This window comes from Ruegeria sp. HKCCD6426 (genome assembly GCF_057221115.1).
Window position 1 is genome coordinate 13,966 of sequence record NZ_JBWVBF010000004.1, and the last position, 24,038, is coordinate 38,003.

At 55.2% G+C, this 24,038-nt stretch carries 20 protein-coding genes and 1 tRNA gene; 8 read left to right on the plus strand and 13 right to left on the minus strand.

The annotated features are described in order from the left end of the window. Nucleotides 1–131 precede the first annotated feature (131 nt). Nucleotides 132–1,727 (plus strand): winged helix-turn-helix domain-containing tetratricopeptide repeat protein, encoded by a 1,596-nt coding sequence (locus AC2TDA_RS12855; RefSeq protein ID WP_480876521.1) that lies wholly within the window; start codon nt 132–134, stop codon nt 1,725–1,727. A 250-nt stretch (nt 1,728–1,977) separates the two neighbouring features. Here the strand turns inward: AC2TDA_RS12855 and AC2TDA_RS12860 are convergent, their stop codons facing one another. Then, on the minus strand, nt 1,978–3,027 hold the full coding sequence (locus AC2TDA_RS12860) for a GFA family protein (RefSeq protein ID WP_480876523.1): 1,050 nt from the start codon (nt 3,025–3,027) through the stop codon (nt 1,978–1,980). 714 nt (nt 3,028–3,741) lie between these two features. Between AC2TDA_RS12860 and AC2TDA_RS12865 the strand changes: the two genes are divergently transcribed. From AC2TDA_RS12865 to AC2TDA_RS12880, 4 genes are all read left to right on the plus strand, one after another. Next, nucleotides 3,742–4,212 carry an aminoacyl-tRNA deacylase gene (locus AC2TDA_RS12865; protein ID WP_480848316.1) on the plus strand — a complete coding sequence of 157 codons (471 nt, stop codon included), beginning with the start codon at nt 3,742–3,744 and terminating at the stop codon, nt 4,210–4,212. A 139-nt stretch (nt 4,213–4,351) separates the two neighbouring features. Then, complete coding sequence (locus tag AC2TDA_RS12870; protein WP_480876527.1) at nt 4,352–5,026, plus strand: ankyrin repeat domain-containing protein; 675 nt, start codon at nt 4,352–4,354, stop codon at nt 5,024–5,026. A 372-nt stretch (nt 5,027–5,398) separates the two neighbouring features. Beyond that, nucleotides 5,399–5,701 (plus strand): SH3 domain-containing protein, encoded by a 303-nt coding sequence (locus AC2TDA_RS12875; protein WP_480876529.1) that lies wholly within the window; start codon nt 5,399–5,401, stop codon nt 5,699–5,701. Nucleotides 5,702–6,071: 370 nt separating this feature from the next. Further along, nucleotides 6,072–7,589, plus strand: coding sequence for a basic amino acid/polyamine antiporter (locus AC2TDA_RS12880; RefSeq protein ID WP_480876531.1), 1,518 nt, complete (start codon nt 6,072–6,074; stop codon nt 7,587–7,589). 30 nt (nt 7,590–7,619) lie between these two features. Here the strand turns inward: AC2TDA_RS12880 and AC2TDA_RS12885 are convergent, their stop codons facing one another. From AC2TDA_RS12885 to AC2TDA_RS12900, 4 genes are all read right to left on the minus strand, one after another. Then, nucleotides 7,620–8,894 carry a phophatidylserine decarboxylase associated domain-containing protein gene (locus AC2TDA_RS12885; RefSeq protein WP_480876533.1) on the minus strand — a complete coding sequence of 425 codons (1,275 nt, stop codon included), beginning with the start codon at nt 8,892–8,894 and terminating at the stop codon, nt 7,620–7,622. 892 nt (nt 8,895–9,786) lie between these two features. After that, a complete protein-coding gene (locus AC2TDA_RS12890; protein WP_480848324.1) occupies nt 9,787–10,395 on the minus strand; it encodes a ferric reductase-like transmembrane domain-containing protein in 609 nt (202 codons plus the stop codon). A 19-nt stretch (nt 10,396–10,414) separates the two neighbouring features. Beyond that, nucleotides 10,415–10,903, minus strand: a complete 489-nt coding sequence (locus AC2TDA_RS12895) for a twin-arginine translocation pathway signal (RefSeq protein WP_480876536.1) — start codon at nt 10,901–10,903, stop codon at nt 10,415–10,417. Nucleotides 10,904–11,022: 119 nt separating this feature from the next. Continuing rightward, nucleotides 11,023–11,844 carry an MBL fold metallo-hydrolase gene (locus tag AC2TDA_RS12900; RefSeq protein WP_480876539.1) on the minus strand — a complete coding sequence of 274 codons (822 nt, stop codon included), beginning with the start codon at nt 11,842–11,844 and terminating at the stop codon, nt 11,023–11,025. Nucleotides 11,845–12,293: 449 nt separating this feature from the next. Here AC2TDA_RS12900 and AC2TDA_RS12905 point away from each other — a divergent pair, with 449 nt between their 5' ends. Continuing rightward, complete coding sequence (locus AC2TDA_RS12905; RefSeq protein ID WP_480876542.1) at nt 12,294–13,664, plus strand: MmgE/PrpD family protein; 1,371 nt, start codon at nt 12,294–12,296, stop codon at nt 13,662–13,664. Between the two features lie 428 nt (nt 13,665–14,092). On the opposite strand, the gene AC2TDA_RS12910 is transcribed toward AC2TDA_RS12905, so the two are convergent. Together AC2TDA_RS12910 and AC2TDA_RS12915 are read right to left on the minus strand one after the other, a co-directional pair. Beyond that, entirely contained in the window at nt 14,093–14,482 is a 390-nt protein-coding gene (locus AC2TDA_RS12910) for an ectoine synthase (protein WP_480876544.1), read from the minus strand. 17 nt (nt 14,483–14,499) lie between these two features. Then, nucleotides 14,500–15,249 carry an SDR family oxidoreductase gene (locus AC2TDA_RS12915; protein ID WP_480876547.1) on the minus strand — a complete coding sequence of 250 codons (750 nt, stop codon included), beginning with the start codon at nt 15,247–15,249 and terminating at the stop codon, nt 14,500–14,502. 118 nt (nt 15,250–15,367) lie between these two features. Here AC2TDA_RS12915 and AC2TDA_RS12920 point away from each other — a divergent pair, with 118 nt between their 5' ends. Next, nucleotides 15,368–16,264: a LysR substrate-binding domain-containing protein gene (locus AC2TDA_RS12920; RefSeq protein ID WP_480876550.1), complete on the plus strand. Its 897-nt coding sequence runs from the start codon at nt 15,368–15,370 to the stop codon at nt 16,262–16,264. Nucleotides 16,265–16,570: 306 nt separating this feature from the next. Here AC2TDA_RS12920 and AC2TDA_RS12925 read toward each other — a convergent pair. Next, nucleotides 16,571–16,656 (minus strand) — tRNA-Leu (locus tag AC2TDA_RS12925). A gap of 174 nt (nt 16,657–16,830) precedes the next feature. Between AC2TDA_RS12925 and AC2TDA_RS12930 the strand changes: the two genes are divergently transcribed. After that, complete coding sequence (locus AC2TDA_RS12930) at nt 16,831–18,012, plus strand: BaiN/RdsA family NAD(P)/FAD-dependent oxidoreductase (protein ID WP_480876552.1); 1,182 nt, start codon at nt 16,831–16,833, stop codon at nt 18,010–18,012. Here the strand turns inward: AC2TDA_RS12930 and AC2TDA_RS12935 are convergent. The 5 genes from AC2TDA_RS12935 to AC2TDA_RS12955 all read right to left on the minus strand — a co-directional run bounded on the left by AC2TDA_RS12935 (nt 18,009) and on the right by AC2TDA_RS12955 (nt 24,019). Further along, nucleotides 18,009–18,383 (minus strand): glycine zipper family protein, encoded by a 375-nt coding sequence (locus AC2TDA_RS12935; RefSeq protein WP_480848336.1) that lies wholly within the window; start codon nt 18,381–18,383, stop codon nt 18,009–18,011. The genes AC2TDA_RS12930 and AC2TDA_RS12935 overlap by 4 nt on opposite strands. 90 nt (nt 18,384–18,473) lie before the next feature. Continuing rightward, entirely contained in the window at nt 18,474–19,889 is a 1,416-nt protein-coding gene (gene murD, locus AC2TDA_RS12940) for a UDP-N-acetylmuramoyl-L-alanine--D-glutamate ligase (RefSeq protein WP_480876554.1), read from the minus strand. 150 nt (nt 19,890–20,039) lie between these two features. Continuing rightward, nucleotides 20,040–21,122 carry a phospho-N-acetylmuramoyl-pentapeptide-transferase gene (mraY, locus tag AC2TDA_RS12945; RefSeq protein WP_480848340.1) on the minus strand — a complete coding sequence of 361 codons (1,083 nt, stop codon included), beginning with the start codon at nt 21,120–21,122 and terminating at the stop codon, nt 20,040–20,042. Nucleotides 21,123–21,146: 24 nt separating this feature from the next. Continuing rightward, entirely contained in the window at nt 21,147–22,541 is a 1,395-nt protein-coding gene (locus AC2TDA_RS12950; protein WP_480876557.1) for a UDP-N-acetylmuramoyl-tripeptide--D-alanyl-D-alanine ligase, read from the minus strand. After that, a complete protein-coding gene (locus AC2TDA_RS12955; RefSeq protein WP_480876560.1) occupies nt 22,538–24,019 on the minus strand; it encodes a UDP-N-acetylmuramoyl-L-alanyl-D-glutamate--2,6-diaminopimelate ligase in 1,482 nt (493 codons plus the stop codon). Before AC2TDA_RS12955 ends, AC2TDA_RS12950 begins: the two co-directional genes overlap by 4 nt. Nucleotides 24,020–24,038 lie beyond the last annotated feature (19 nt).

The window sequence follows — 24,038 nt, forward strand, 5'->3', positions numbered from 1 at the left end:
TGCCTCCGTCGGCAAGTTTCGATCCGTCAGCACTAGTGTGGATGCGGTTACGTTGCTGGGAGCCAAGCTGGAGATTTCCGGGATATTGCGAGGATTCTTTATCCCACTATGCTTGAGAGACAGAATTCTTAATGCGGGCTACCGCCGTGAATTACTCGTTCGACCCTTTTCTTCTTGATGTATCGCGCCGTGAATTACTGTGCGACGGGCAGCCTGTTCACTTGCAACCCCAGGTATTCGACCTACTGAGTCTGCTGGTCGAAAACGCACATCGCGTCGTCAGCCGCGATGAGATCGTGGAAAAAGTCTGGAAGGGGCGCATCGTATCTGAAGACGCCATCTCCAGTCGGATCAGGGATCTTCGGCGCGTCCTTACAGAAACCGGACAAGACCCAAACCTGGTTCGTACTTTGCGTGGTCACGGTTTTCGATTTGCCGGAGATGTCACTCTTCGCGCCGAGGCCGCGCCCCGCAGTGAATCCCGGCCGGAACCAAATTCGGGTGATAATCATGCTGTCAATGAGGACCCGGTCGGTCTTGACGTCCAACCGTCGATCGCCGTGCTGCCCTTTCAAAGAAATGGCGACCTGGACAGGTTTGAAGCCATCGAAGAAGCGATCCCCCGGGAACTGATTATGACGCTGGCCAGCCTGCGCTGGATCAAAGTCGTCTCGCATGGCTCAGCGTTTAAGTTCCGTGGGAAACAGGTCGATCTGGCACAGGTCAACAATATACTGAACGCACGTTACTGCCTGACGGGCGTCGTCGAGCTGACGGGAAACCAGATAACAATCGACACGGAGCTATCTGATACACGCAGTTCCGAAGTCATTTGGGCGCTGAGAAAAAGCGCAAATATCGACGACATCCACGCTCTGCGCGCCGAAATCGCAGCCAATGTGATTATGGTAGCGGAGCTTGAGATTCCGCAGCATGAAACCACGTCGCTCGGACCCGTAGACGCCGAGAACCTGGATGCTTGGTCCGCTATGCATTTAGGGTTTCACTACATGAGCCAGTTCAGCCGCAAAGGCAATGAGATGGCACAGGTGATGCTAGGTCGAGCAATCGATCTGGATCCGCGGTTGGCACGTGCCAGTGCCGGGATGGCATTCGTTCGCTTTCAGAACGCGTTCATGCGCTACACTCCGGAATATTCGGCTGAGGCAGACAGGGCACGCAGATTTGCGGAACAAAGCCTGTCGCTGCAACCACGGGATCCTTTCGCAAATTTCATGATGGGACGATGTCACTGGCTTGACCACGATCCCGAAGGCAGCAAACAGTGGTTTTCTCAGTCGATTCAGGCCTGCCCCAATTACACATGGGGTTTTTATGGGGCCAGTTGGGCGAGTGTTTTCACGGACGATTTCAACAGTGCAATGGGAAACGCCAACAAAGCAATCGATCTGAGCCCGATTGACCCGTTTCGCCCTGGCATGACCGGTAACAAAATGTGGGTGTACATAGCGCAGGAGGACTATGAGTCCGCCGTGAAATGGGCAGAGATCGCAGCGCGCACACCATGGGCGCATGCTGGCATGGCCTTCTTTACAGCCATGAGCCATTGGTTGAACGACAACCCTGAGAAAGCACATTGGTGGGTAACTGAAGCCCGTCGCAGAAATCCTGACCTCCGGAAAGAACACGTTTTAGCGCTGGTTCCAGCTTCAAGTCTCCGTTTCCGGCAGGTGTTGGTAGAAGCCCTAACAGCGCTGGATATCTGAGTTTTTACATGGACCTAGAATACCCTATCTCTTCCTTTCGCGGAATGCTGAAAGGCGAAACCGAACTTGGTGTGCTGGTCCCCAAAGCCTGTAGCGCGATGCAGAAAAAGACTTGGCATATTGCGAACCAGGCTGACATCAATTCACTTTAGGAAACTGCGGCACGAATGATGAAACAGCGGTGTCAGAAGGCCGAGCGATCCTCCAATTGCCAAACACATGTGGAGATAACTGACAACTGAACTGTATCTCAGAAGACTTTCGGTGGCTTTGCCATTGGACCCCATGTGGCTGGATCAGGCAAGCCAACACTCGACCATGCTTCTTGCAACACTCTGGATTCCGAGGACTGGGTGCGCGGCAGGTCATCTAAGATGTCGATCCAGGGCATCTGGCTTTCGATTCCGTTATGAGCTGCTGGCGCGTGGCCTCTTGGTTTGTCCAAGCTTAATGTGAAAACAACTATGTATGCAGCTATGCGTGGCCGCACGAGTCTGTAAGTCAAACTAGCGCCGCACTTAGAGCAGAACCCGCGTTCCGCTATCGGAGATGAAGCAAAATAGCGTGGCTCTTCATTTACGAACCTCAACGCTGACGCGGGAAAGGCGCTCCACGTGCTCATCGCTGAGCCCGAAAACTTCTGACAAATGCTGCAATGGCAATAACCGGCGCTGATCGTTGGCGCATTTATTTCGTACCGGACAGAGCCGCAAATGCAGCCTCCTGTTACAAGCGTTTTTGCAATGTCATCTTCATCGAAATCAAAAAAACCGCCTGGTGCGCTGGATTTTGCTTGTGTCATATACACGTGAATTGGAGAATCAGTTTCTTTCAAGCATTTGTATCCACAATCCTCCAGAGGAAGCTCGACCTTATTTCTAATCTGATTCATAACTTCGCTGGATACGGCGATGCCTCCTGGCTCAGCCATTGCCCCCAATCGTGCTGCTATATTGACGCCCTCGCCCACGAGATCATCATCCTGGACCACAATGTCCCCCAAAGACACACCAATTCGAAGCAAAAGCGGCTGGGCTTCGTTAGGTTGCCGGGCTTCAAGCGAAGACATTTTCTGAATGCCGACAGCACAATTTACCGCTTCTAAGGTGCTGGAGAACTCCGCTAAGAAACCATCTCCAAGTGACTTGAAGACGCGACCTCGGTTAGCCTCAACTTGCATGCCAATTACGTTGCGCCGAAGGCTTTCAAGCCTTTTGAGAGTTCCGGCTTCATCCTGCGATACCAGCCCGGCAAATCCCACGACGTCAATGGCCATAATAGCTGCTAGCTTGCGTTCCATCTTCGCCTCCATCTGATCAGTCGGTGTGCTGGAGTTCTAATGCAGAGTTTATCAGCTAAAGCTCCGCATAGGAATTGGATGCCAAATTCATCAGGCGTGCCCACTTTGGCCTCACTGCAGGCCTCGGATGCGCCGCGGCATCCTTTGGCACAAAAAGCTGTCAATGTCGGGTTGGTGTCGAGGCGGGTGTAGTCGTGTTGAGAAACCACCGTGCATGTCGCCAATTTCCTGACCATTTGCCCGTGCCGCACGGCCTAGAGCGCAGGTCGCGTAGGCAGACGGGAAAGATCCTTTTTTGCTGAAGCACGCGCGGATAATAGGTCCTCGCAGATGACCCAAACCGGTCATCGAGCGATGTGTTGCTTTGTGCGTTGCCGTTCCCCGAATTAGACTTTGGAAGCCCAACCCAGGGTTTTTGGGTTTGTGTACCCGCACCACAAAAACAACAACGGTTTTCACGTACCTTACGCCGATCACGGATTACCAACAAATCGGCACAACGGGCTGGGCGTATAAAGCAACTGCACCCCGTGCTCTACTTTTCATCGCAAAACTCTAGCCCGCCCCAGCCCTTTCCATTGCACAACAAGCCTTGCCCTCTTGCCCGACCCGCCCATTAAGCGCACAATATGATCTCACACACCAAATTGCGCCCTGGGTGCGCACTGTGACACGTCTCGCGGCCGGGGCGCCTTCGATGATCCGGAGGGCACCATGACTATTGCAACTCGCCTGAAACACCATCTGGACGCTCAAGGAATTCCCTTTGACATTGTCCCACATCCCTATGCTGCAACCGCCAGCGAATGCGCCGAAGCGGCACATGTACCTGGTGATCACCTTGCCAAATCCGTCCTCATCCATATGGAGGAAGGCCCAATGCTCGCGGTTCTTCCCAGCAACCATCAGGTTGACCTCACCGCCCTGCAATCGATGATGGACCGCCGTCTCGGTTTGGCACCGGAATCTGAAATGCGTGATCTATTTGATGATTGCGCCCTCGGTGCGGTACCACCTGTAGGCGAAGCCTATAACCTGCCTACCATCGTGGACAACAGCCTCACCGGACTTGACAAAATCTGGTTCGAAGCAGGAGACCACAAAACCTTGGTTGAGATGCGCGGCAAGGATTTCGATACGTTGATGAAAGATGTCAAACACGGCGCTTTCTGCTGCATGCACTAAGCACCGGGGAAACACCAAACCGTCTGGTGTCAGACCTTTTAGGACAGGTCATAGCTCGAACCTGCATTATCTTTGCGGTTACGATCCGGTTCGCGCGACCGACGAGCGGACCTGCATCACCCAGAAGGAGAAATTCACCATGGCTCGCCTCACGGTCACTGCATTTCTGATCGGCCTCGCCACTGCTGGGACGGCGCAAATGGCGCCCACGGTTCACGAAATCTCGGCCTATGAGGGGCTCTTCAAAGCCGCGCAGGAGGGTGATGTCACCACGATTCGGCTCCTGGCTGCAGACGGTGCCAACCTCAATGCCCGTGATTCCCACGGCCGTACCCCGGCACACGTGGCAGCCTTCGCTTCGGAAGATAAAGCCCTTCGCGCACTGGCTGTAGCTGGGGCCGACATGAACGCACTTGATGGACAGGCTTACGATGTTGTTACGATTGCTGCAGTGGCCGACGACCCAGAACTGATGTCGCTCGCGATCGAACTTGGCAATGATCCGGGCCTGACTACCAGCCCATATGACGGTACAGCGCTCATCGCAGCAGCGCATCTGGGCCATGTCGAAGTTGTCCAACGATTGATAGATGCCGGCGCGCCGCTCGACCATGTCAACAATCTGCACTGGACGGCGGTGATGGAGGCCGTAGTTCTGGGCGACGGGGGAGAAGACCACCAAGCCGTGCTCAACGCTCTACTCGCGGCCGGGGCTGACCGAACGCTGACCGACCGGGAAGGTGTCACGCCTCTCCATCACGCTGAAAGCCGCGGGTTTGCTGAGATGGCAGAGCGGCTAAGGCAACAAAATTGAGTATGCTCCGCGGGGCCAAGCAACCAATGGCAATACTACTCGCATGACAAACTTCCGAGTTCGAACGCAATTCAAGTTCACGTTCTTGGAAAGAGCACTTGCACGAGCGTCTCGAAGGGGTCTCATGCAGCTTTCTTCGCTCTAGGTCGACCCCAATTCGACATTCATCTAACAGTCGCATGCTGCTGTGCAGCCGGTCGAACCGGACCTTGTTCGATCGCGCCGCATTTCATTCACCTCGGAAATAGTCGACCGATGCGACTATCATTGCTTTGAGGCTTTGGCATTTTCGCGCAGATTTGTCATGGCATTGTTCCTCTTGGTGATCTGAAACGCTACGATAGTATTTGAGGCAACAAACAGGACAACGCGATGCGCAGAGCAATATTCTTACCCCTTGCTGCACTATTACTAGGGGCCATGATCGAAGCTGAACCTGCAGCGGCAGCTTCGCTTGGGCGATACGAGGTTTTTGGCGTGGAAGACGGTGACATGCTGAAAATGCGTGGCGGGCCTGGAACAGGCTTCATTGTGATCGTTGGTCTTCCTAATGGAACCGCCTTGCGTGTTCACAGTTGCGAACAGACCGGCGGCACACGGTGGTGCCGCGTTTCTTTGGAGCGTGCACGTGGGCTCATAGGGTATGTCTCTTGGGCGTATTTGCGAAAACTATGATGCAGCGGTGATCCGCGTTATCTTCTTAGCGGTACCTGTGAAAGGCCGACTGAGAACGCACTCTCTGTTTTAATGGCATCGTTCAACATGTGTACAAAACTGACCTGCGGGCCACCGAAGAATTGGCCCGTTAAACTCCATGGAAATTGGCGACACAGGTACAGCATTTTGATGACACCGCGCGCCAATCGAATTTCTGCAGATCAGTGATCACGTGGCGCTACGTCCGATGGGGCCGATTGCGGACCCCGCGAAGAACGCTTTCCGCAATAGCTGCAAAACCTTAGAGTAAGGCTGAAGAACCTGATGTTCCCTGAAAATGCACGGGCAGGCCAATCGCCGTCACCTGCTAAGCTTTAGGACAGAGTTGATGCCAACCGAGACCGCATCCCGCACCCCGCCCTCTTCTGGCGATAGTGCAAATGGCTCAGGCCCCAAGAAGCTGGGCCTTTTTGCGATGACGCTGCTGGTGGTCAGTGCCATGTTCGGTGGCGGTGTCTTCAATATCCCGCAGAATATGGCGCAGTCGGCGGCACTTGGGGCGATCTTGATTGCGTGGGTAATCTCGGGCCTGGGCATCTTCTTTCTCGCGCGCAGTTTTCAGGTTCTGGCCGATATCCGCCCGGAAATGACTTCCGGCATCTACATGTATGCACGCGCAGGGTTCGGAAAGCTGGCTGGGTTTTTGATCGCCTGGGGATACTGGCTGTCAGTGGCGTTCGGCAACGTAGGCTATGCGATCCTGCTGATGGACGCATTGAACTATTTCTTTCCACCTTATTTCGCAGGCGGCAACACCTGGCAGGCAACGTTGGGGTCTTCGGCGATTATTTGGGGGCTGTGCTTTCTTGTGCTGCGGGGCGTAAAGGGGGCTTCGGTGTTGAACAACATCGGAACGGTGGCCAAGTTCGTTCCTGTTACTCTGTTCCTACTCGTGGTCCTCTATTTCTCGTTCAGCCAGAATCTCTTCACCTCTGATTTCTGGGGTAATGTCTCTGATCAAGCACGGCAGGACAAACCACTGGGCAATGTGGCCGAGCAGATCAAGGGGACAATGTTGGTCACCCTGTGGATGTATATCGGAATCGAAAGCGCGGTGGTCATGTCCAACCGTTCGGATGCCAAAACGGTGAGCCGGGCAACGTTGCTGGGATACTTTATCGTAACCGTGCTGTTTGTATTGGTTTCTGTCCTACCATTTGGGGTCATGTCGCAAGGTGAGTTGTCGGTCCTTGCGCCCCCCTCGACGTCAGCGATTCTCGGGTCGTTGGTGGGTTTGTGGGGAGAGATGTTGATTAACGTCGGTGTCATCATTGCATTGCTCAGTTCCTGGCTGGTCTGGACGTTACTGGTGGCAGAATTGCCTTGGGCCTGCGCCAAGGATGGAACCTTTCCAAAGATGTTCGCAAAGACCAACGCGGCTGGGATCGCGTCGGTATCTCTGATCGTGTCCACCGCCATCATGCAGGCTGCAATCATTCTGGTGTATTTCTCTGACAACGCCTGGAACCTGATGCTGTCAATTACCGGCGTGGTTATTTTGCCCGCCTATATCGGATCGGCAGCCTTTCTGTGGAAGCTCATAGGATCCGGCTCGTATCCGTCAACGGCGAAGATAGGCAAGACGCCAGCATTGATCATCAGCCTGCTTGCGACGGGTTTTGGGCTGTGGCTGGTTTATGCCGCAGGCGTTCAATTCATGCTGGCCGGAGCGGTGATATATGCCGCAGGGATCCCTGTTTTCTACTGGGCCCGACGGTCGGGCACGCCGAAAGAGCGCGCCTTTACCAGGCGCGAGGCTGTTGCGGCAATTGCGTTGTTTCTGCTGGCTGTGGCCGCAGTCTGGATGTTGATCGACGGACGGTTACCGCAGGTCTATGCAGCTTAGGACATAAGGCTGCGATAACCGCCCCACCGATCAAGATGCCTTTCGAGGACCAACCCTGGCGATGCGTTCGTTGACAAGGATATTGGTACTGTCCAGTCCCGGCGATTGCCCATGCAAATCGAACTCGATATCGACATCCTGTTCGAATACCAGACAATGCGTGGATCCACCGAAATGGAACATGCCGATCTCGTCACCCTTTGTAACGTGCTGACCCTCATAGACTGTAACATCACATGTAGATACCTCGGCCATACCGATCGCCACGAAACACATCAGCCCGATATCGGGATTGTCGGCCTCAATGAAAATGAGCGCGCGCGTCGCGACTTCGGCGATATACCCCTGCGAAGCATTAGGTCCCGCCGGGTCCAGCCCTTCTGCCATGATTTCGGAGTAATACGTACCCTCGATCAACCGAGTCTTGACGATACGGCCGGAGACCGGAGCATGCCAACGATGATAGCTTAATGCGCTTAGAAACGCCTGATACACCGTTCCGCCTTCAAAGCGGCTTGCATAAGAGTCGTTGTCGAGCATGAATTGCAGCGCATAATGTTGCGCCTTGATCCAAAACCTGTCGTGCATTTTTACGTCTCGCGCCACGCGATATGGGGCAGATTCACAAGCGCTCACAACGATCGCATCATCGCCTTGCCCAGCGATGGGGCGCACACCTTCGCGGAAACGGCGAGTAAAAAAATCGTCCCAGGATTTGAAACCATAATGTGGCAGCGACGGGTCGCAGATAAAGTCTTCAACAAATGTCGGCATGGCTTTCTTCGCATCGGCGCCGAACCAACCGGATTTGGGATCATCGTTAAGGACCGAGGTGCTTTCCGGAGATTGTAAAAACACTGCCCATTCATTCAGCATCGCCCGAAGATGGGCGTCGATTTTGTCGTCCAGAAAGCCGGACCAGCCTCCGATATTGGCCATCGACCAATCGAGAATTGCGTTAAAGGGGAAACCCACCAACCCGCTTTCGTTGAATTCAGGCGCATGGGTCATAATCGTGTTGAAGAGACGCAGCATGTGCTCATAGTCGCGAACCTGCGGTTTGCCTGAAGGTGAGACTTGCTCGCTCTCGGGTACTTCCTGGAACATCTGCGTAAAGAACATATACGCTTTAGCGTCCGTTTCGATCAGTGTCTTGAGGTTCTGGACCGCGGGCAAAAGTGGGCTGGTGTCCAATTCAGCTTTTCTTGCGATCTTTGTAGACCAGGCATCCAAAACGTCTTGATCCGAAGGCAACCACTTACCGACTTTGTAATGCACATTGACCGAAGTATCGCGTGAGGACATCAGATTGACCTTTCTGCTGTGGTTGAACTGCGCGTTGAGGCAAGGCTAGCACAACCTACCAGATCTGTCGCAGATCGGTCCATTCCAGACCTTCCCACTTCTTCAAGCGCAGCTCAGCTTTGCCAGACCGGTCGTTCACCGCCAACCAGTCTGGCTAAATCTCTGACCTGAAGTCTGAAAAACTCCCTAATCATGCTGAACCCTGGCTTTCAGTATTTGGATAAGAAGGATAGCAAACCGGTTGTAGTGACGGCTGCGGCTGCTCAGCCTTGGGATAGCACAGGTTTCGAAGCACAACGGGCAGCTCAACTGACCTGCTCGGAACAGCGCAAAGAACACCAGCCAAGACCAGCAGTCCAATCTGAACTGCCTATGCTTTTCTCGACTTTTGTCTTCGCTTAACGCGGGCGTTTTAGTGCCTGGCGTTGCAATGCAGCAGGTTTTTCTGCTTGCTAACCTCAAATGGCAGAAATTAGTGCACTTGCGGCAGACACAAACCCTGCCACCGCAACCGCGCTTGCTAAAGCAATACAAAAAACTTCTAAGGCACTGAACTTCATTTTGACCCCCATCAAAACGCTCTGAACGACATAGAGTAACTCTGCCGGTTCGCAAAGTGAGGGCATGTTTACGTAGCGGAAACCCGCTACGTGCGCGGCATTTATTCGCCTAGATACCACTCCAATACCAAATCATCAGCGTGCTCTGGCACCTTTCGAGGCCATGCATTTCCAACCAACAATGCTTCCATATCTGGAGATTGCCGCATACCACAGAATTTGGTCAGTCATCAGGGTCTGCAATCGCGGAACAAAGTCGACAAAAGCTTTTGACGCGACACCAACTTGCGCGTCCTTCGTAAAGTCCGATGCAATCGCCTTATTTCTTCAGATCAGCTTGATGGTGGCCGTGCAACCCAGACCCGAAGGTCAAACACGACCTTCACGGTGGCTGCAAGGACAAGGGCACAAAGCAGCGCCTTCGACACCCCCTCCATCGTTCCCTCAATCAGCAATGCATGGATCACGCTTCCGACCACGACAATCATCGCCAGAGTCGTATGGCTGCGACGAAACTTGCGTGGTGGCAGATGCAGTCGGCGACGAAACACGCCAAGCAGCGCGGCGCCAAATACAGCCCACATTGCGATAACGCCCCAGGCGGAAAATGGCGTCGGGGATGTGAAGAGTAGTGCGTCGATCACATCTGGCGGACTGGTTATCCAGAGGCCCACGACATGGACGATCACCGTAGCTACCAACCCAATGCCGACCCAACGGTGAACACGGCGCCCGCGCGGACCCGGCAAGCCCGGCAGATATCCCGCCACCAACAGGGGTTGGATGAGCAGAATGGCCATGGCGAAGACGCCGGCAAATCCGGCCAGTATGTAGACAGGTTGACGCCAGGCGAGAAGCGGGCTCGAACCCGCGAGCGCGACTGGCAGGAGCACCACAATGGCAAGCGCACTCCAGATCAATACCTTGCGCGCCTGGCTCATCTAATTCGACCCGACCCAATCAAACCGGTTGAAGGACGAAATGCGCCTCAAGGCTTGTATCCTTTGCGCTCGACATCACCGGGCGCAGGAAGACAGTTTCGAATTCTCCGCTGTCATAGGCAAGGTGGCCGTGTGGTTGGCCAAATGCAGGGACAATCTGCGGCATCTCCAGGCGAAACTTACCATTGGCGTCGGTCAGTGTTGCGCCGTGACTGTGCGGGTCACGCTCATGACCTTCGGTCGTATGCGCCCAGATTTGGATGCGCTGGCCGGCCAGCGGGACACCATCGACTGCGCGACGCACCGTGCCCGTCATCCAAAAGCCGCCGCCTCCGATCCTTTCGACGATAGGCGCACCGGGAATGTAGTTGTTTGATCCACCGCGCATTGATGGTGTCGGGTCAAGGCTCTTGGCATGCGCAGGAAGCCAAAGCCCGGACGGCCCGGTGATCGCGAGGGACGCGCCCGCGGCAAGAACGGTTCGACGTTTGAACGCTCGGTTCTGCATCTGGATTTCTCCTATCAGGATAGCCAGTCAATCAACAGCATAACACGTAGCCGGACCCATCAATAATTCAACAGCGTGATCGGCATCCAAAAACACCTAGGCAGGAGCCGGGGCAGGAATCAGTCCGCTTGCCCGGACGCCTTGAGGTAGCGCGCCATTCCTTCGATGTTTTCCTCGCGCCACGCAGCATATTGTCCCCAGTCCTTGTAGTCCTCCATCATAACCTCGGCTTTCAGTTGCTCGACGGATTTGCCTGCTTTCAGACCGTCAAGCACCGCGGCCTGCAACTCGACCATGTAAGTATATGCGTCATCAAGATCGGCTTTCGTTCCCACGGCCCCGTGCCCGGGGGCAAAAATCTCGAAATCCAGCGTCTGGGCGGTTTCAAGCTGCTTGAACCACCCGCCGATATCAGAGCGAGCAAAATCGCGGAACGGAAGCCGTTTGGGAGCCGCGACGTCAACGATAAAAGCGACGTTTTCGGGACGGACAATGGTGACCAGCATGTGGTTGTCGTGACCAGCGCCAAGGTTCGTCAGCTCTATCGTCTTGCCGCCGACCTCCAGCGTATGCGTGTCGCCCACGCGCAAATCCGGGGTGACACCGTCGATCGCATCGGGGGCATCCTCATGCGCGATTACCATTGCACCTTCATGGGCGCTGCCACCTGAAGCGTGGTCGCCATGGCTGTGCGAATATATCAGATGGCTGACCCGATCCTGCCCGATTTGATCGAGGTTAGAGTTCAGCCAGACCCCGGCTTCGGCATTGATAGGATCAACCCGGATAACCCCTTCATCTGTCACCACAAGAAGGGAGTTGTGAAAGTTGTTTCTCATCAAATAGATGTCGCCTGCCACTGGTTCGATGCTGCGCTTCACGTCTTGCGCAAACGTCGGAGTGGCCAAAACTGCCAACAGCAGACCCGTAATCAGTTTCATCGAGACCTCCCAAAATCAAAGAATGTAATGGCGGAATTATGCGGCAAACCACCAAATCCGGACCCTCACAATTCCGTGAGTCTGTTGGGTGGCAAACGCTCGCGTATGCAACCGGCACTATGAGCACTGGACTCGCTTAACCGCTGCTCGTGAAACCTCACCAATCGTATCAAGGACGGCCCACAGGAGACATAAAGATCATTCTCCTTACAGTCGTGCGACTTCACCAAACCTGCCGTTCGCGCGTCGAAAATTGCTTTCATCGAGTTAATTATTGGTCACGGATGCAGCTTCAATCTGCGCCAGCCTCTGTAGCTGAAACAAAGTACGCCAGATTGATAAACCGCGCTAAATCGAAGGCACGCTCATTGATAGATTCGGGCCGACAAGGTTAGAGTTTCTTTGACCACGGCGCTTCAAGAAACATGCCTGGGGAGGGCACTCAGTCAATGGCCATACCATTTGAAACCTTTGCAGATGAGCTAACATATGAGGCTTTGCCAGCTGATGTTTTGGCCATTCTGCGTAGAAGTTTTACGGACACGATGGGTGTCGCAGCTGTTGGGTCAACAACTCCGTTGTCCAAAATTGCCCGACGCGTTGCTCCAGCGATTTTCGGGCAGGGTCCAGCTGGTGCGGCGCGAATCCTAATGGAAGGCACGGCCGTTAGCCCCGTGGGCGCGGCGATGGCCGGAGCTTTCACGATTGACAGCATTGACGCCCATGATGGGACGACGCCCTGCAAAGGCCACGCGGGGTCTGCTGTGTTTCCGGCAATGATGGCCATGGCTCAAGCAACAGAACAAGCAATCGACGGCAAGCGGTTTGCTGAGATTTTGGCAGTGGCTTACGAGATTTCATACCGCGCAGGCTTGGTTCAACACGCGACTTGCCCAGATTACCATACCTCCGGGGCCTGGACTGCCGTGGGCGTGGCGGCCGCCGGTACAAAGCTATTGGGCGGCAACAGCGAACAAATCAGGCAAGCGGCAGGGATAGGCGAATATCACGGCCCCCGCAGCCAAATGATGCGATGTATAGACCATCCAACAATGGTGCGTGATGGTGTTGGATGGGGAGCACCGTCAGGCGTCACTGCCGCGTACCTAGCCATGCAAGGGTTCACAGGCGCTCCAGCATTGACATGCGAGGGTGCCGAAGGGCGTGATTTCTGGACCGATTTGGGACAAGGCTGGCGTCTGATCGATCATACCCACTACAAGGCCTACCCGTGCTGTCGATGGTCACACCCGTCACTCGACGCTGCACATGACCTGATGAAAGAAAACGCGCTTACCCACGACATGATCGAAGCCGTGAACATTCGAACATTCCACTACGCGACGCGGTTAGCAGGCCACGAGCCCATGTCGCAGGATGAGTTTGCGTATTCCATCGCATTTCCGGTTGCCGCGATGATCGTGCGTGAGCAAGTCGGTGTTCCAGAGTTAGCGCAAGAGGCGCTGAATGACCCGGACATATTGCGCATCAGCCGGGTTACAAACCTGATAGATGACGACGAGATGACGCGGATCAGCACAGATAAACGCTGGGCACAGGTTTCATTGGTTTTGAAAGATGGTCGTCAGTTCGCGAGCGCCCCGCGCACACCGCGCGGAGACGCGGATATGCCTTTGTCTGACAAGGAAATCTCAGCGAAGTTTCAGTCATTGGCCGCCCCTGTTCTTGGTCAATCACGCGCCGATGAGATCGAGGCTTTGACCAGCCAATTCGATAGGCTGTCTGTAAAGGACTTCAGCCGTTTAATGGACTTATGCACCGAGCGAGCGACGACGAGCCAGACCCTGTTAACTGCGTAAGGAATAGCGTTTTTCGTGACGTTTACACATTTTGGGGAATTGGCAGATTGAGCCCAGCTTAATCTAGAATGCGAAGCCAGCACTGATGCAGTATTGATCCCCAAGGGCGCTGACGGCCCATACTGGACCTTCAACCGCCCAAGACCTGTATCTCTAACACGGCCATTTGCGCGAAGTGCAGGTTGTTGTGGATTTACGTGTTTGCAAGGAGGCGCATATGGAGTTTGCCGCAAGCGCACCAGAAGCCGCGTTGGGGAAAGGCTTCAAAAACTCTCCGCCTATACGATGTTTTTAGCCGCAGGTATGAGCCCCGATCTGCCGTTGCCATGAGAACTGGATACTGAGGATGCACTGGGCCGCTGTGAACCCATTTCGACCGGCACTGAGCATTACGTAATTGGCAGTTTTGCCTGATAGTGCCGTCTTCGTCAGGATCCACTTGGGGCATAGCTTCCGTCTTCGCGGTGCACTTCGCGCCCGCTGAGCGGCGGGGTGAAGACGCAGACAAGCCGCAGATCAGCGTCTGTGGCCTGCACCACATGCCGGTCATGTTGATCCAGAGCATAGAGAGTAAAGGGTTCTAGGGAATGCCAGGTTTTATCGTCAACCGCCCTGATCTGACCCTTGCCCTCTATACAGTAACACGCCTCTAAATGGTGGGTATATTCAAGCTCAAGCTCTGCACCCTTTTTGATGATCGTATCGGTCAGGGAAAACCCCATTCTATCAGAGGCAATCAGTAACCTTCTGCTGTTCCACCCCGGACCAGAGACGTCCCGATCTGTTCCAAGGATATCTTTAAGTGCCGTAAAAATCATACTTCCCCGCCTCTTTGCTATCGTACCGCGCGGTTCATCCCGCCGTCGGACAAAATACTCTGACCGTTAATATAACGGGCTCCTTCGCTGGCGAGAAACACGCAAGCTTGTCCAATTTCTTCGAACGTCGCGGGCCGCTGAGCGGGGATTTCCCGACGGGCTTGTTCGGACAGGTTCACATTCTCGCAGAACCCGGGCAGCAGGTTGTTCATGCGAATGTTATACCGAGCGTAGCGGTCCCCGTAGAGCTTTGAAAAACTGTGCAGGGCGCCACGGAGCATGCTCATGGGATAGGGCGCACGCGGCTCGATTGTGTTCATGGATGAGATGTTTACGAAAGCGCCGCCGCCTTGTTCGATCAGTATGGGCGTGACGATACGGGCAATCTTGACGACGTTCAGCACATACATGTCCAAACATTCGTGCCACAACTCGTCGCTGAGTTCCAAAAGCGGTCCATCAAAATCAGGATCGAAGCCGACCGTCTTGATGGCTTCTGGCACCGATCCACCGTGACCCATGTTGCTGACGATTGCATCGATCCGTCCATACTTGCTCATGGTGTCGTCGATCATCGCTTGCAGATCATCTACATCTAAGACCGAGCCACGGCGGCCAATGCCCCCAAGCTCCGCCGCCAGTTCAACTGAGCGATTGGACGGGGACATCAGCGAGACCTTGTAGCCTGCCTTTGCCATTTCAATGGCGCAGCCCCGGCCAATGCCTTGTCCTGTACCTGTCATCAGTGCGACTTTGGTATCGGGCATGGTGTCCCCTTTCTTTAGGTGCATAGTGTGTGAGAATTAATGAGTTGAAGCCAGTGTATCTCCTTAGAATTAGATAGGTCTATCGAGTTTTTTGGACGTTGCTGTTAGGTTTTCTCACATGCCGGAAAACCTCAGACACCTTCGGGCCCTTCAGGCCTTTGACGAAACCGCAACCCACTCCAGCCTAACTAAGGCAGCGGATGTGCTGAACGTCACCCACGGGGCGATCAGTCGGCAAATCAAGTTGCTGGAGCTGCACCTTGGCGTGACGCTGTTTCATCGCCGCCCCAATGGTGTCGAACTGACCAAAGCCGGGGAACGCTTATATCAATCAACACGCGGGGCGTTTTCTGCATTGCAGCTGGGCGTGTCAGAGGTGAAGCGATTACATCACCGCCAGTCGATTACAGTGTCTTTGTCCACATCTCTGGCGCTCAAATGGCTTGTGCCATTACTCAGTTCGTTTCAGCAAAAGCACCCGGGTATCGCATTGTTACTGGACACAAATGATTCCTATGCAGATTTCGATACAACTGAGGTGGATGTGGCCCTGCGGTTTGGCGAACCCGGTTGGGACGGGCTATATCATGAGCAAATAAGACAAGAAGAGCTGGTTGTCGTGGCCGCGCCATCCCTTGTTGAGAAAGCACACCTGCCAATGCGTGCCGAGGACGTTACTGATCTCCCACTATTGCACGATGCTTTCAACGTCGGATGGGAAAGCTGGGCTGCGCAAGTTGGGTTGAGCGCTGATCGGATCAACTCGCAGAGCATCAAGTACGTTGATAGTGCTGTTCTGTTGGAGGCCGCAATTGACGGGCAAGGCGTGGCGTTGGCGAGACATCTTTTGGCGGCAAGAGACTTGGAATCTGGTCGACTGATCCGTCTCGATGAAAGCCATGTTCCATTGGATCGTGGGCTACACTTCGTTTGCCGCCCCGGCGATCAGGAGCGGGTCACGGTGAGAATTTTCAAAAAATGGCTTTTGTCGATTTTAGCTTTGGGTTCCAATTGAAACCCCGCGAATGCGGTCGCCGCTCGTTCTCTGATTAAGTCTGCTTTGTTGCGCAGAACTGGCATTGTGAGCTTTTGATTATGTGCCGACAGCGAACGGCAACTCTGTGGTCAACCTAACCTTATAAGGTCGAAATTTTTTAAATCGACACGCAAACCCGAAGCGTCTCCTGATGCGTAATTTGTGCATAACGCGCGAAAATTTTTCGTAAACAATGAGAAAAGCCACAATAGACAGCTCTTTTGAAGTGGGTTCGATTAACTCAGCATATTATTTTTCTATTTGAAATCAATTTCTTAAATATACTGGTGCGGGCGGTGGGACTCGAACCCACACGGGCATACGCCCTTCAGATTTTAAGTCTGATATGTCTACCATTCCATCACGCCCGCACGGCGCCAGACTCAGAGAGGCTGAAAAAAAGCAGTAAGGCCACTGGCCAGTGAATTCAATGCGTTTCACTAATCCCAGACTAGGATTTTCAGCTCAGCCTGAATAACCTGCCTCTGGGCCTTTGCAACCCATACCCCCTTGTCATTGCGCAAAATTCCAGCCAAGGGCTCGGAATGACTTATGACACGATTATTCTGGGCGCCGGAGCCGCTGGCATGATGTGCGCGACTCATTGCAGTGGGCGTGTTCTGGTGATCGATCATGCAATGGCACCGGGCGAGAAAATCCGCATCTCGGGTGGCGGGCGATGCAACTTCACCAACCTGTATGCTGGACCCGAGAACTTTCTGTCCGGCAATCCGCATTTCTGCAAGTCCGCTCTGGCGCGATATACACAATGGGATTTCCTTGATCTGGTGAACCGCCACGACATTGCGTGGCATGAAAAGACGTTGGGACAGCTTTTCTGCGACGGCTCGTCCAAGCAGATTGTCGCAATGCTGCTGTCGGAGATGCGGCAAGCTGGCGCAGAGCTGTGGCTGCAAACCACTGCGCAAAGTGTGGTAAAAACCGAAGACGGATTTGTACTGGACCTGGACCGCGACGGGCAGCGGCATTCTGTGAACTGCCGAAATCTGGTGCTGGCCACAGGTGGCAAATCGATCCCAAAGATGGGGGCGACTGGGCTGGCATACGATATCGCGCGCCAATTCAGCCTTTCCGTCACTGAAACGCGGGCAGCGCTGGTGCCGTTCACGTTTTCCGATAACCGGTTCAAAGACCTGTCGGGGGTTTCCCTGCCTGCCCGGCTGACCAACGCGCGCGCCAGCTTTGACGAGGCGCTGCTGTTCACACATCGCGGCTTAAGCGGCCCTGCCGTGCTACAACTGTCGTCTTACTGGCGTGAAGGTGAGGCGATTTCCGCCGACCTGATACCAGACATGCCCTTGTTCGACCTCTTGCGCGAACAACGACAACTGGCGGGCCGCAAGGCGCTGAAAACAGAACTCGCACGCCATATGCCCGCGCGATTGATTGACCATCTTAGCCAGCAGATTCCGATGGCAGGCAATTTGGCGGATCAATCCGATGCCGCTCTGGCTGATTTGATCGCAGCGCTTTCAAATTGGCAGTTGTTGCCCTCCGGAACCGAAGGATACCGCACGGCCGAAGTTACCCTGGGCGGGATCGACACCCAGGAGCTTTCTTCAAAAACGATGGAGGCCAGGAAAGTTCCTGGCCTCTATGCGATTGGTGAAGCAGTGGATGTAACCGGTTGGTTGGGCGGCTACAATTTTCAGTGGGCCTGGTCCTCAGGCTACGCCGCTGGAACAGCCATCTCGGGTCGGGGTTAGCCGACCACGTTATAGCCACGTCCGCGCATGCAGTTGCGCACGATCACTTCCTGGTTCTGGGTGTTCTGAATTGCACTCGCCCCGGCACCGACCAAAGCACCTGCGACTGCAGCCCGACCAAGATCGCTGGCACTGTCATCAATGATGGCCTTGGTGCCTGCAGCACCTGCAGCACCGATCGCGGCGGCACCAGCTGTTCTGCTATCTACTGTAGGCTGCGATCTTGCCAGCGCCTGGCACTGGGCAAGATCCGCATTGTAGTTTGGGCTAACCGGACCGTCGATGACAGGCTGGTAGTTAGCTCCGACATTCGAGCAGGCTCCCGCCAGCAGAAATGCGGGAACAATTAAAAGAGTTTTACGGTTTGGCATATCCATGACCTCGTGTTGAGTTTTCGAAAGGCAAAACCAATAATCAAGGCGCGTCAAGTCGATAGCGTCAAAACTTTGCCGAACTGGCAATCAATTGCAACCGGCAGCTTCCTTCAGACGCGATTTGACCCGGGTTGTGAAATCTTCGCCACGCTGTTCGAAATTGTCATACTGATCGAAACTTGCAGCGGCAGGCGCAAGCAGAACCGTGTCACCCGACTGTGCATCTGCAATGGCTAGATCCACGGCCGAAGCCATGTCGGTGCAAACAGCGGCTTCCACATCCAGCTGCATGGCAAACGACGCAGCCTCTCGCCCAATTACATATGCCTTGAGAACTTGGTCTCTAGCCACATTCAACCCGGTGACCCCTCCTTCTTTTTCGAGCCCCCCACAGATCCAGCGGATCCGCTGGAAGGCACTCAATGCCTTCAGGGCGCTGTCGACGTTTGTAGCCTTGGAATCATTGACAAAAGTAACCCCGTTGTCCTCGGCAATGATCTGACTGCGGTGCGGCAGACCTGGGAATGAGTGCATCGCATCCTCGATCACGCGCGGCGCAAGACCCAGCGTACGACAGGCCGCGTAAGCAGCGCAGGCGTTTTGATGGTTGTGCGTTCCGGGTAAGCCCTTGATGCCCCGCAGGTCGATCGAACCCGCCTGACGACCTTTCCGGTACTCTGATAAAAACCCTTTGCGCGCAAAAACCTGCCACCCCGGGCCGTTCAGCTTGCGCGCGACCGAAATCCGGATCACCCGATCATCTGCGGGCCCTTCGGACAATTGCCCAGCCAGAAAGGCACCTTCGGTTTCATCAACACCAATTATGGCCCGATCGGGTCCGCCTTCAGAAAACAGGCGCCTCTTGGCAGCAAAATACCCTCCCATACCGCCGTGTCGATCCAAATGATCCGGTGAAAGGTTGGTAAACACCGCAATATCCGGTGTCAGCGCGCGCGCCAACTCAGTCTGATAGCTGCTCAGCTCCAGAACAACGACTGACCCATCGCCGCCGGGGTCAATATCCAGTACGCCACGCCCAATATTGCCCGCCAGTTGCGAGTCACGCCCGGCTTCCGAGATGATGTGGTGAATGAGAGCGGCGGTTGTGGATTTCCCATTCGATCCCGTCACCGCAATCACACGTGGGGGCGTATCAAAATTGTTCCAATCCGGTCCTGCGAATGAGCGGAAGAATAGACCGATATCGTTATCCACCGGCACACCCTCTTCCAACGCTGCTGCCACAACCGGGTTGGGGTCTGGGTAAAGATGCGGAATACCGGGCGAAACGATTAGTGTCGCGATGCCTTCAAACGCACCGTTGCGGCGCAAATCAAAACAAAGGAATCCTTCGGCCTCGGCCTTTTCACGTGCGGCCGGATTGTCATCCCAACATATCGCGTCAGCTCCTCCAGCGCGCAGAGCTCTGGCCGACGCAAGACCAGACCGACCCAACCCCAACACCGCAACTTTTTGTCCGGAAAACCCTTTGACCGGGATCATGCTGCCTACCTTCACAGAACTTTTGATGCGCCGCCACACTGCACTGAAGAAATTCCGAATGGCAAGGGCGTGTTCAGGCTCGCGTATATGCGCGAGCCGGGCCCAACAGGTGGCAGGCAGGCCGCAGGCCAGCCGAACCTGGCGGGAGTTTTACCGGACCTTCAGTGTTGCCAGCCCGATCATCGCAAGAATCAGAGAGATGATCCAAAATCGAATAACGATGGTGGGTTCTGCCCATCCTTTTTTCTCGTAGTGGTGATGGATCGGCGCCATCAGAAACACGCGCTTTCCCGTGCGTTTGAAATAAAGCACCTGAATAATCACACTCAACGCCTCGACCACGAACAAGCCACCGACGACAGCCAGTACCAGCTCGTGTTTTGTCGCCACAGCAATTGCGCCCAGTGCGCCCCCCAAGGCAAGCGATCCAGTGTCGCCCATGAAGACCGCAGCCGGTGGGGCATTGTACCAGAGAAAGCCAAGACCAGCGCCGAACAGCGCCGAGGTGAAAATGAATATTTCTCCCGTACCGGGCACGTAGTGCACATCAAGGTATTCGGTAAAGTCCACCCGCCCCACTGCATAAGCGATAACGCCCAGTGTCGAAGCCGCAATCATTGCGGGCATGATCGCCAGACCGTCCAGGCCATCCGTAAGGTTAACCGCATTTGCGGCCCCAACGATCACGACAATTGCGAACGGAATATAGAAGATGCCCAAATTGACCAGAGTGTCTTTGAAAATTGGCAACGCCAGCTGGTTCTGCAATCCCTCGGGATGGTGCAACGTGGCCCAGAGCGCCGCCAGGACCGCAATGAGAACGCCCAGTGCCAGTCGCATCTTGCCGGATACGCCCTTGGTGTTCTGCTTCGACACTTTGGCATAATCATCCGCAAACCCAATCGCGGCATAGGCCAATGTCACAAATAGCACCATCCAGACATAGGGATTGTCCCACCGCGCCCAAATCAGCGTCGACGTGACCAGTGCGCCCACGATCAGCAACCCGCCCATTGTCGGCGTTCCAGCTTTGCTGAAATGCCCCTCGGGGCCGTCATCACGGATAGGTTGACCTTTGCCTTGTTTGCGGCGCAACACGTTGATCAACGGTTTGCCGAACAGGAAACCAAACACCAGCGCAGTGAGAAAGGCACCACCTGCGCGGAAGGTGATATAGCGGAAGAGGTTCCAAAAATCCCCTCCGTCCGACAATGCGGTCAACCAATACAGCATTACAAAACCTCTCTCACGCGTCGGTCATGGGTCAAGCGCGCTCCCATGCCCCATTTTCCGCAGACCGTCAACAATCCGCGCCAGCGCCATGCTCAGCGAGCCTTTGGCCAGTACAACGTCACCATCGCGTATCAGTTCGGGCAGATACGCAGCCATCTGATCGCTGGTGTCGAACCACAAACCGCGCTTGCTCTCTGGCAATGCCTGATGCATCGCCTGCATCAGAGGGCCAATGCAATGAACCTGGTCGACACGTGTCATCGCCTCGAGGTCAGCCATTGCAGCGTGCATAGCCTTCTCTTGAGGCCCCAGCTCTTTCATATCGCCCAAGAACGCGACACGCCGCCCACCTTTTGATGCGGCCAGGACGTCCAATGCAGCCTCCATCGAAGTCGGGTTGGCGTTGTAGCTGTCGTCGAGCAGTTCGATCCGTCCTCCACCTGCCAGCGGCAGAGTTTCCCGCACCCCACGCCCGGTTACAGGAGACCAGTAGCTGAGGCCTGAAATTGCCTGATCCAGGTCCACGCCCATTTCGACACACGCAGCCAAGGCCCCCAAGGCGTTCATGGCGAAATGCGTGCCTGCCGACCGAACCATGAAGTCCACAGTCTGTCCATCAATCGACACCTGCGCACGGACGGTGTTCGCGGATTGGGCCACATCTGCCAGTATGTAATCTGCTGCATTGCGACCAAACTCGACTATCCTTGCCCCCTGGGCTCTGGCGATTTGCCGAAGGATATCCGTGTGATCAACATCCGCATTCACGATGGCTACGCCGTTCTCTTCCAACCCCTCGAAAATAGCGCCTTTTTCATGGGCGATTTCCGCAACAGAATCGAAGGCTTCAAGGTGGACTGCCGCGACAGTCGTGATCAAAGCCACGTGCGGACGCGCCTGACGGGCCAGAGGGGCAATTTCTCCCGGATGGTTCATGCCAATCTCGATGACTGCAAATTCCGTGTCCCGCGGCATCCGGGCCAGCGTCAGTGGTACGCCCCAGTGATTATTGTAGCTGGCAACACTGGCATGGGTTTTGCCCTGCGTTTCCAATATCGTGGCCAGCATCTCTTTGGTAGAAGTCTTCCCGACGCTACCTGTCACCCCGACTACGCGCGCGGTGGATCGCGACCTAGCCGCCTGCCCCAGTGCTTCGAGCCCCTCCAATACATCATCAACAACCAGCAAAGGTGCGTCCGGCGACACGTTTTCGGGGACGTGCGAAACCAATGCGGCCCCTGCACCTTTTTCCAGCGCCTGCGCGACAAAGTCATGCCCATCCCGCGCCGCTTTCAATGCAACGAACAGATCACCAGGTTGTATTGTACGGGTATCGATAGAAACGCCATTCACCGACCAATCGCAGCTCGCCCGGCCACCCGTGGCCTCCGCGGCCTCCTGCGCAGTCCAGAGCGTCATGCGACCCGCCCATCCAAAGCAGCCACTGCAATGCTTGCTTGCTCCACGTCATCGAATGGCAAGACCTGGTCACCCACAATCTGCCCGGTCTCGTGTCCCTTGCCTGCAATCAAAAGGGCGTCACCCGGTTGCAGAGCGTCAACGCCGCGCAATATTGCCTCAGCCCTGTCGCCAACCTCAGTAGCCTCAGGTGCTCCCAGCATGACGGCGGTTCGGATCGCAGCGGCGTCTTCGCTGCGGGGGTTGTCGTCCGTGATAAAGACAATGTCGGCATTTGCCGCTGCAGCCTGCCCCATCAGAGGGCGTTTGGTGTCATCACGGTCGCCACCTGCACCTACGATAGCGATCAGCCGTCCCATCACATGCGGTCGCATGGCCTTGAGCGCAGTGGCCACCGCATCCGGCGTATGGGCATAATCAACAAAGACCGTTGCGCCGTTCTCACGCGTCGCGGCCAGTTGCATGCGCCCACGGACGGTGGTCAGATGCGGCAGTGTCTCGAATACGAGTTCAGGGTCATCCCCGGCGGCGATGACCAATCCACAGGCCAACAGAACATTCTCAGCTTGAAACCCTCCAATTAGGTTCAAACCGGTCTGAAAAACCTTCCCCTTCCAGGAAAACCGCAAATCCTGCCCGGTCGCATCAAATCGCTGATTGATCAGACACAGATCGGCCGATCCCAGTCCAACTGTCAGTACCGACTGACCACGGCTTTCCGCGATGCGGCGAACCTGTGCACCCTTCGGGTCGCTCAGATTGACAACCGCTATTCCGTCCTGCGGAAGAACCCGATCGAACAATCCGGCCTTGGCATTGAAGTAGGCTTCGAATGTCTCGTGATAATCCAGATGGTCTTGTGTGAAATTCGAGAACCCCGCAGCCGTCAGTTGCACGCCATCCAGGCGGCGCTGTTCCAGACCGTGGGACGAAGCTTCCATGGCCGCGTGCGTCACACCATTTTCCGCCGCATGAGCAAGACAGCGATGCAATGTAATAGGTTCGGGAGTGGTATGCGCCAACGGGCTCGTCCAAGCACCCTCGACCCCTGTTGTTCCAAGGTTAACAGCAGCATGACCAAGCTCGGACCAAATCTGGCGCACGAAGCTGGAAACCGAAGTTTTGCCATTGGTTCCCGTGACGGCCACGATTGTCTGGGGCTGCGCACCAAACCAAAGAGCAGCTGAGCCAGCCAGTGCCTGCCGCGGGTCTTCAACCACAACCAGCGCGGCGTCAGATCCGGCCAAGTCTTCGGCGGCAATCTCTGCGCCTTCGGCATCTGTCAGGATCGCAGCAGCCCCCATGCGCAAGGCATATTGGATGAATTCACCGCCGTGTACGCGCGTGCCCGGCAGCGCCGCAAACAGGTATCCGTCCTTGACCTCTCGGCTATCAACAGCCAGCCCGGTGACAAGAGGATTCACGCCCCCCCGCGCAGTCAGGGCCAGTTGGCTTAGTTTCTTTGACCTTGCGCCCATGACCCACCTCTTGCCGGAC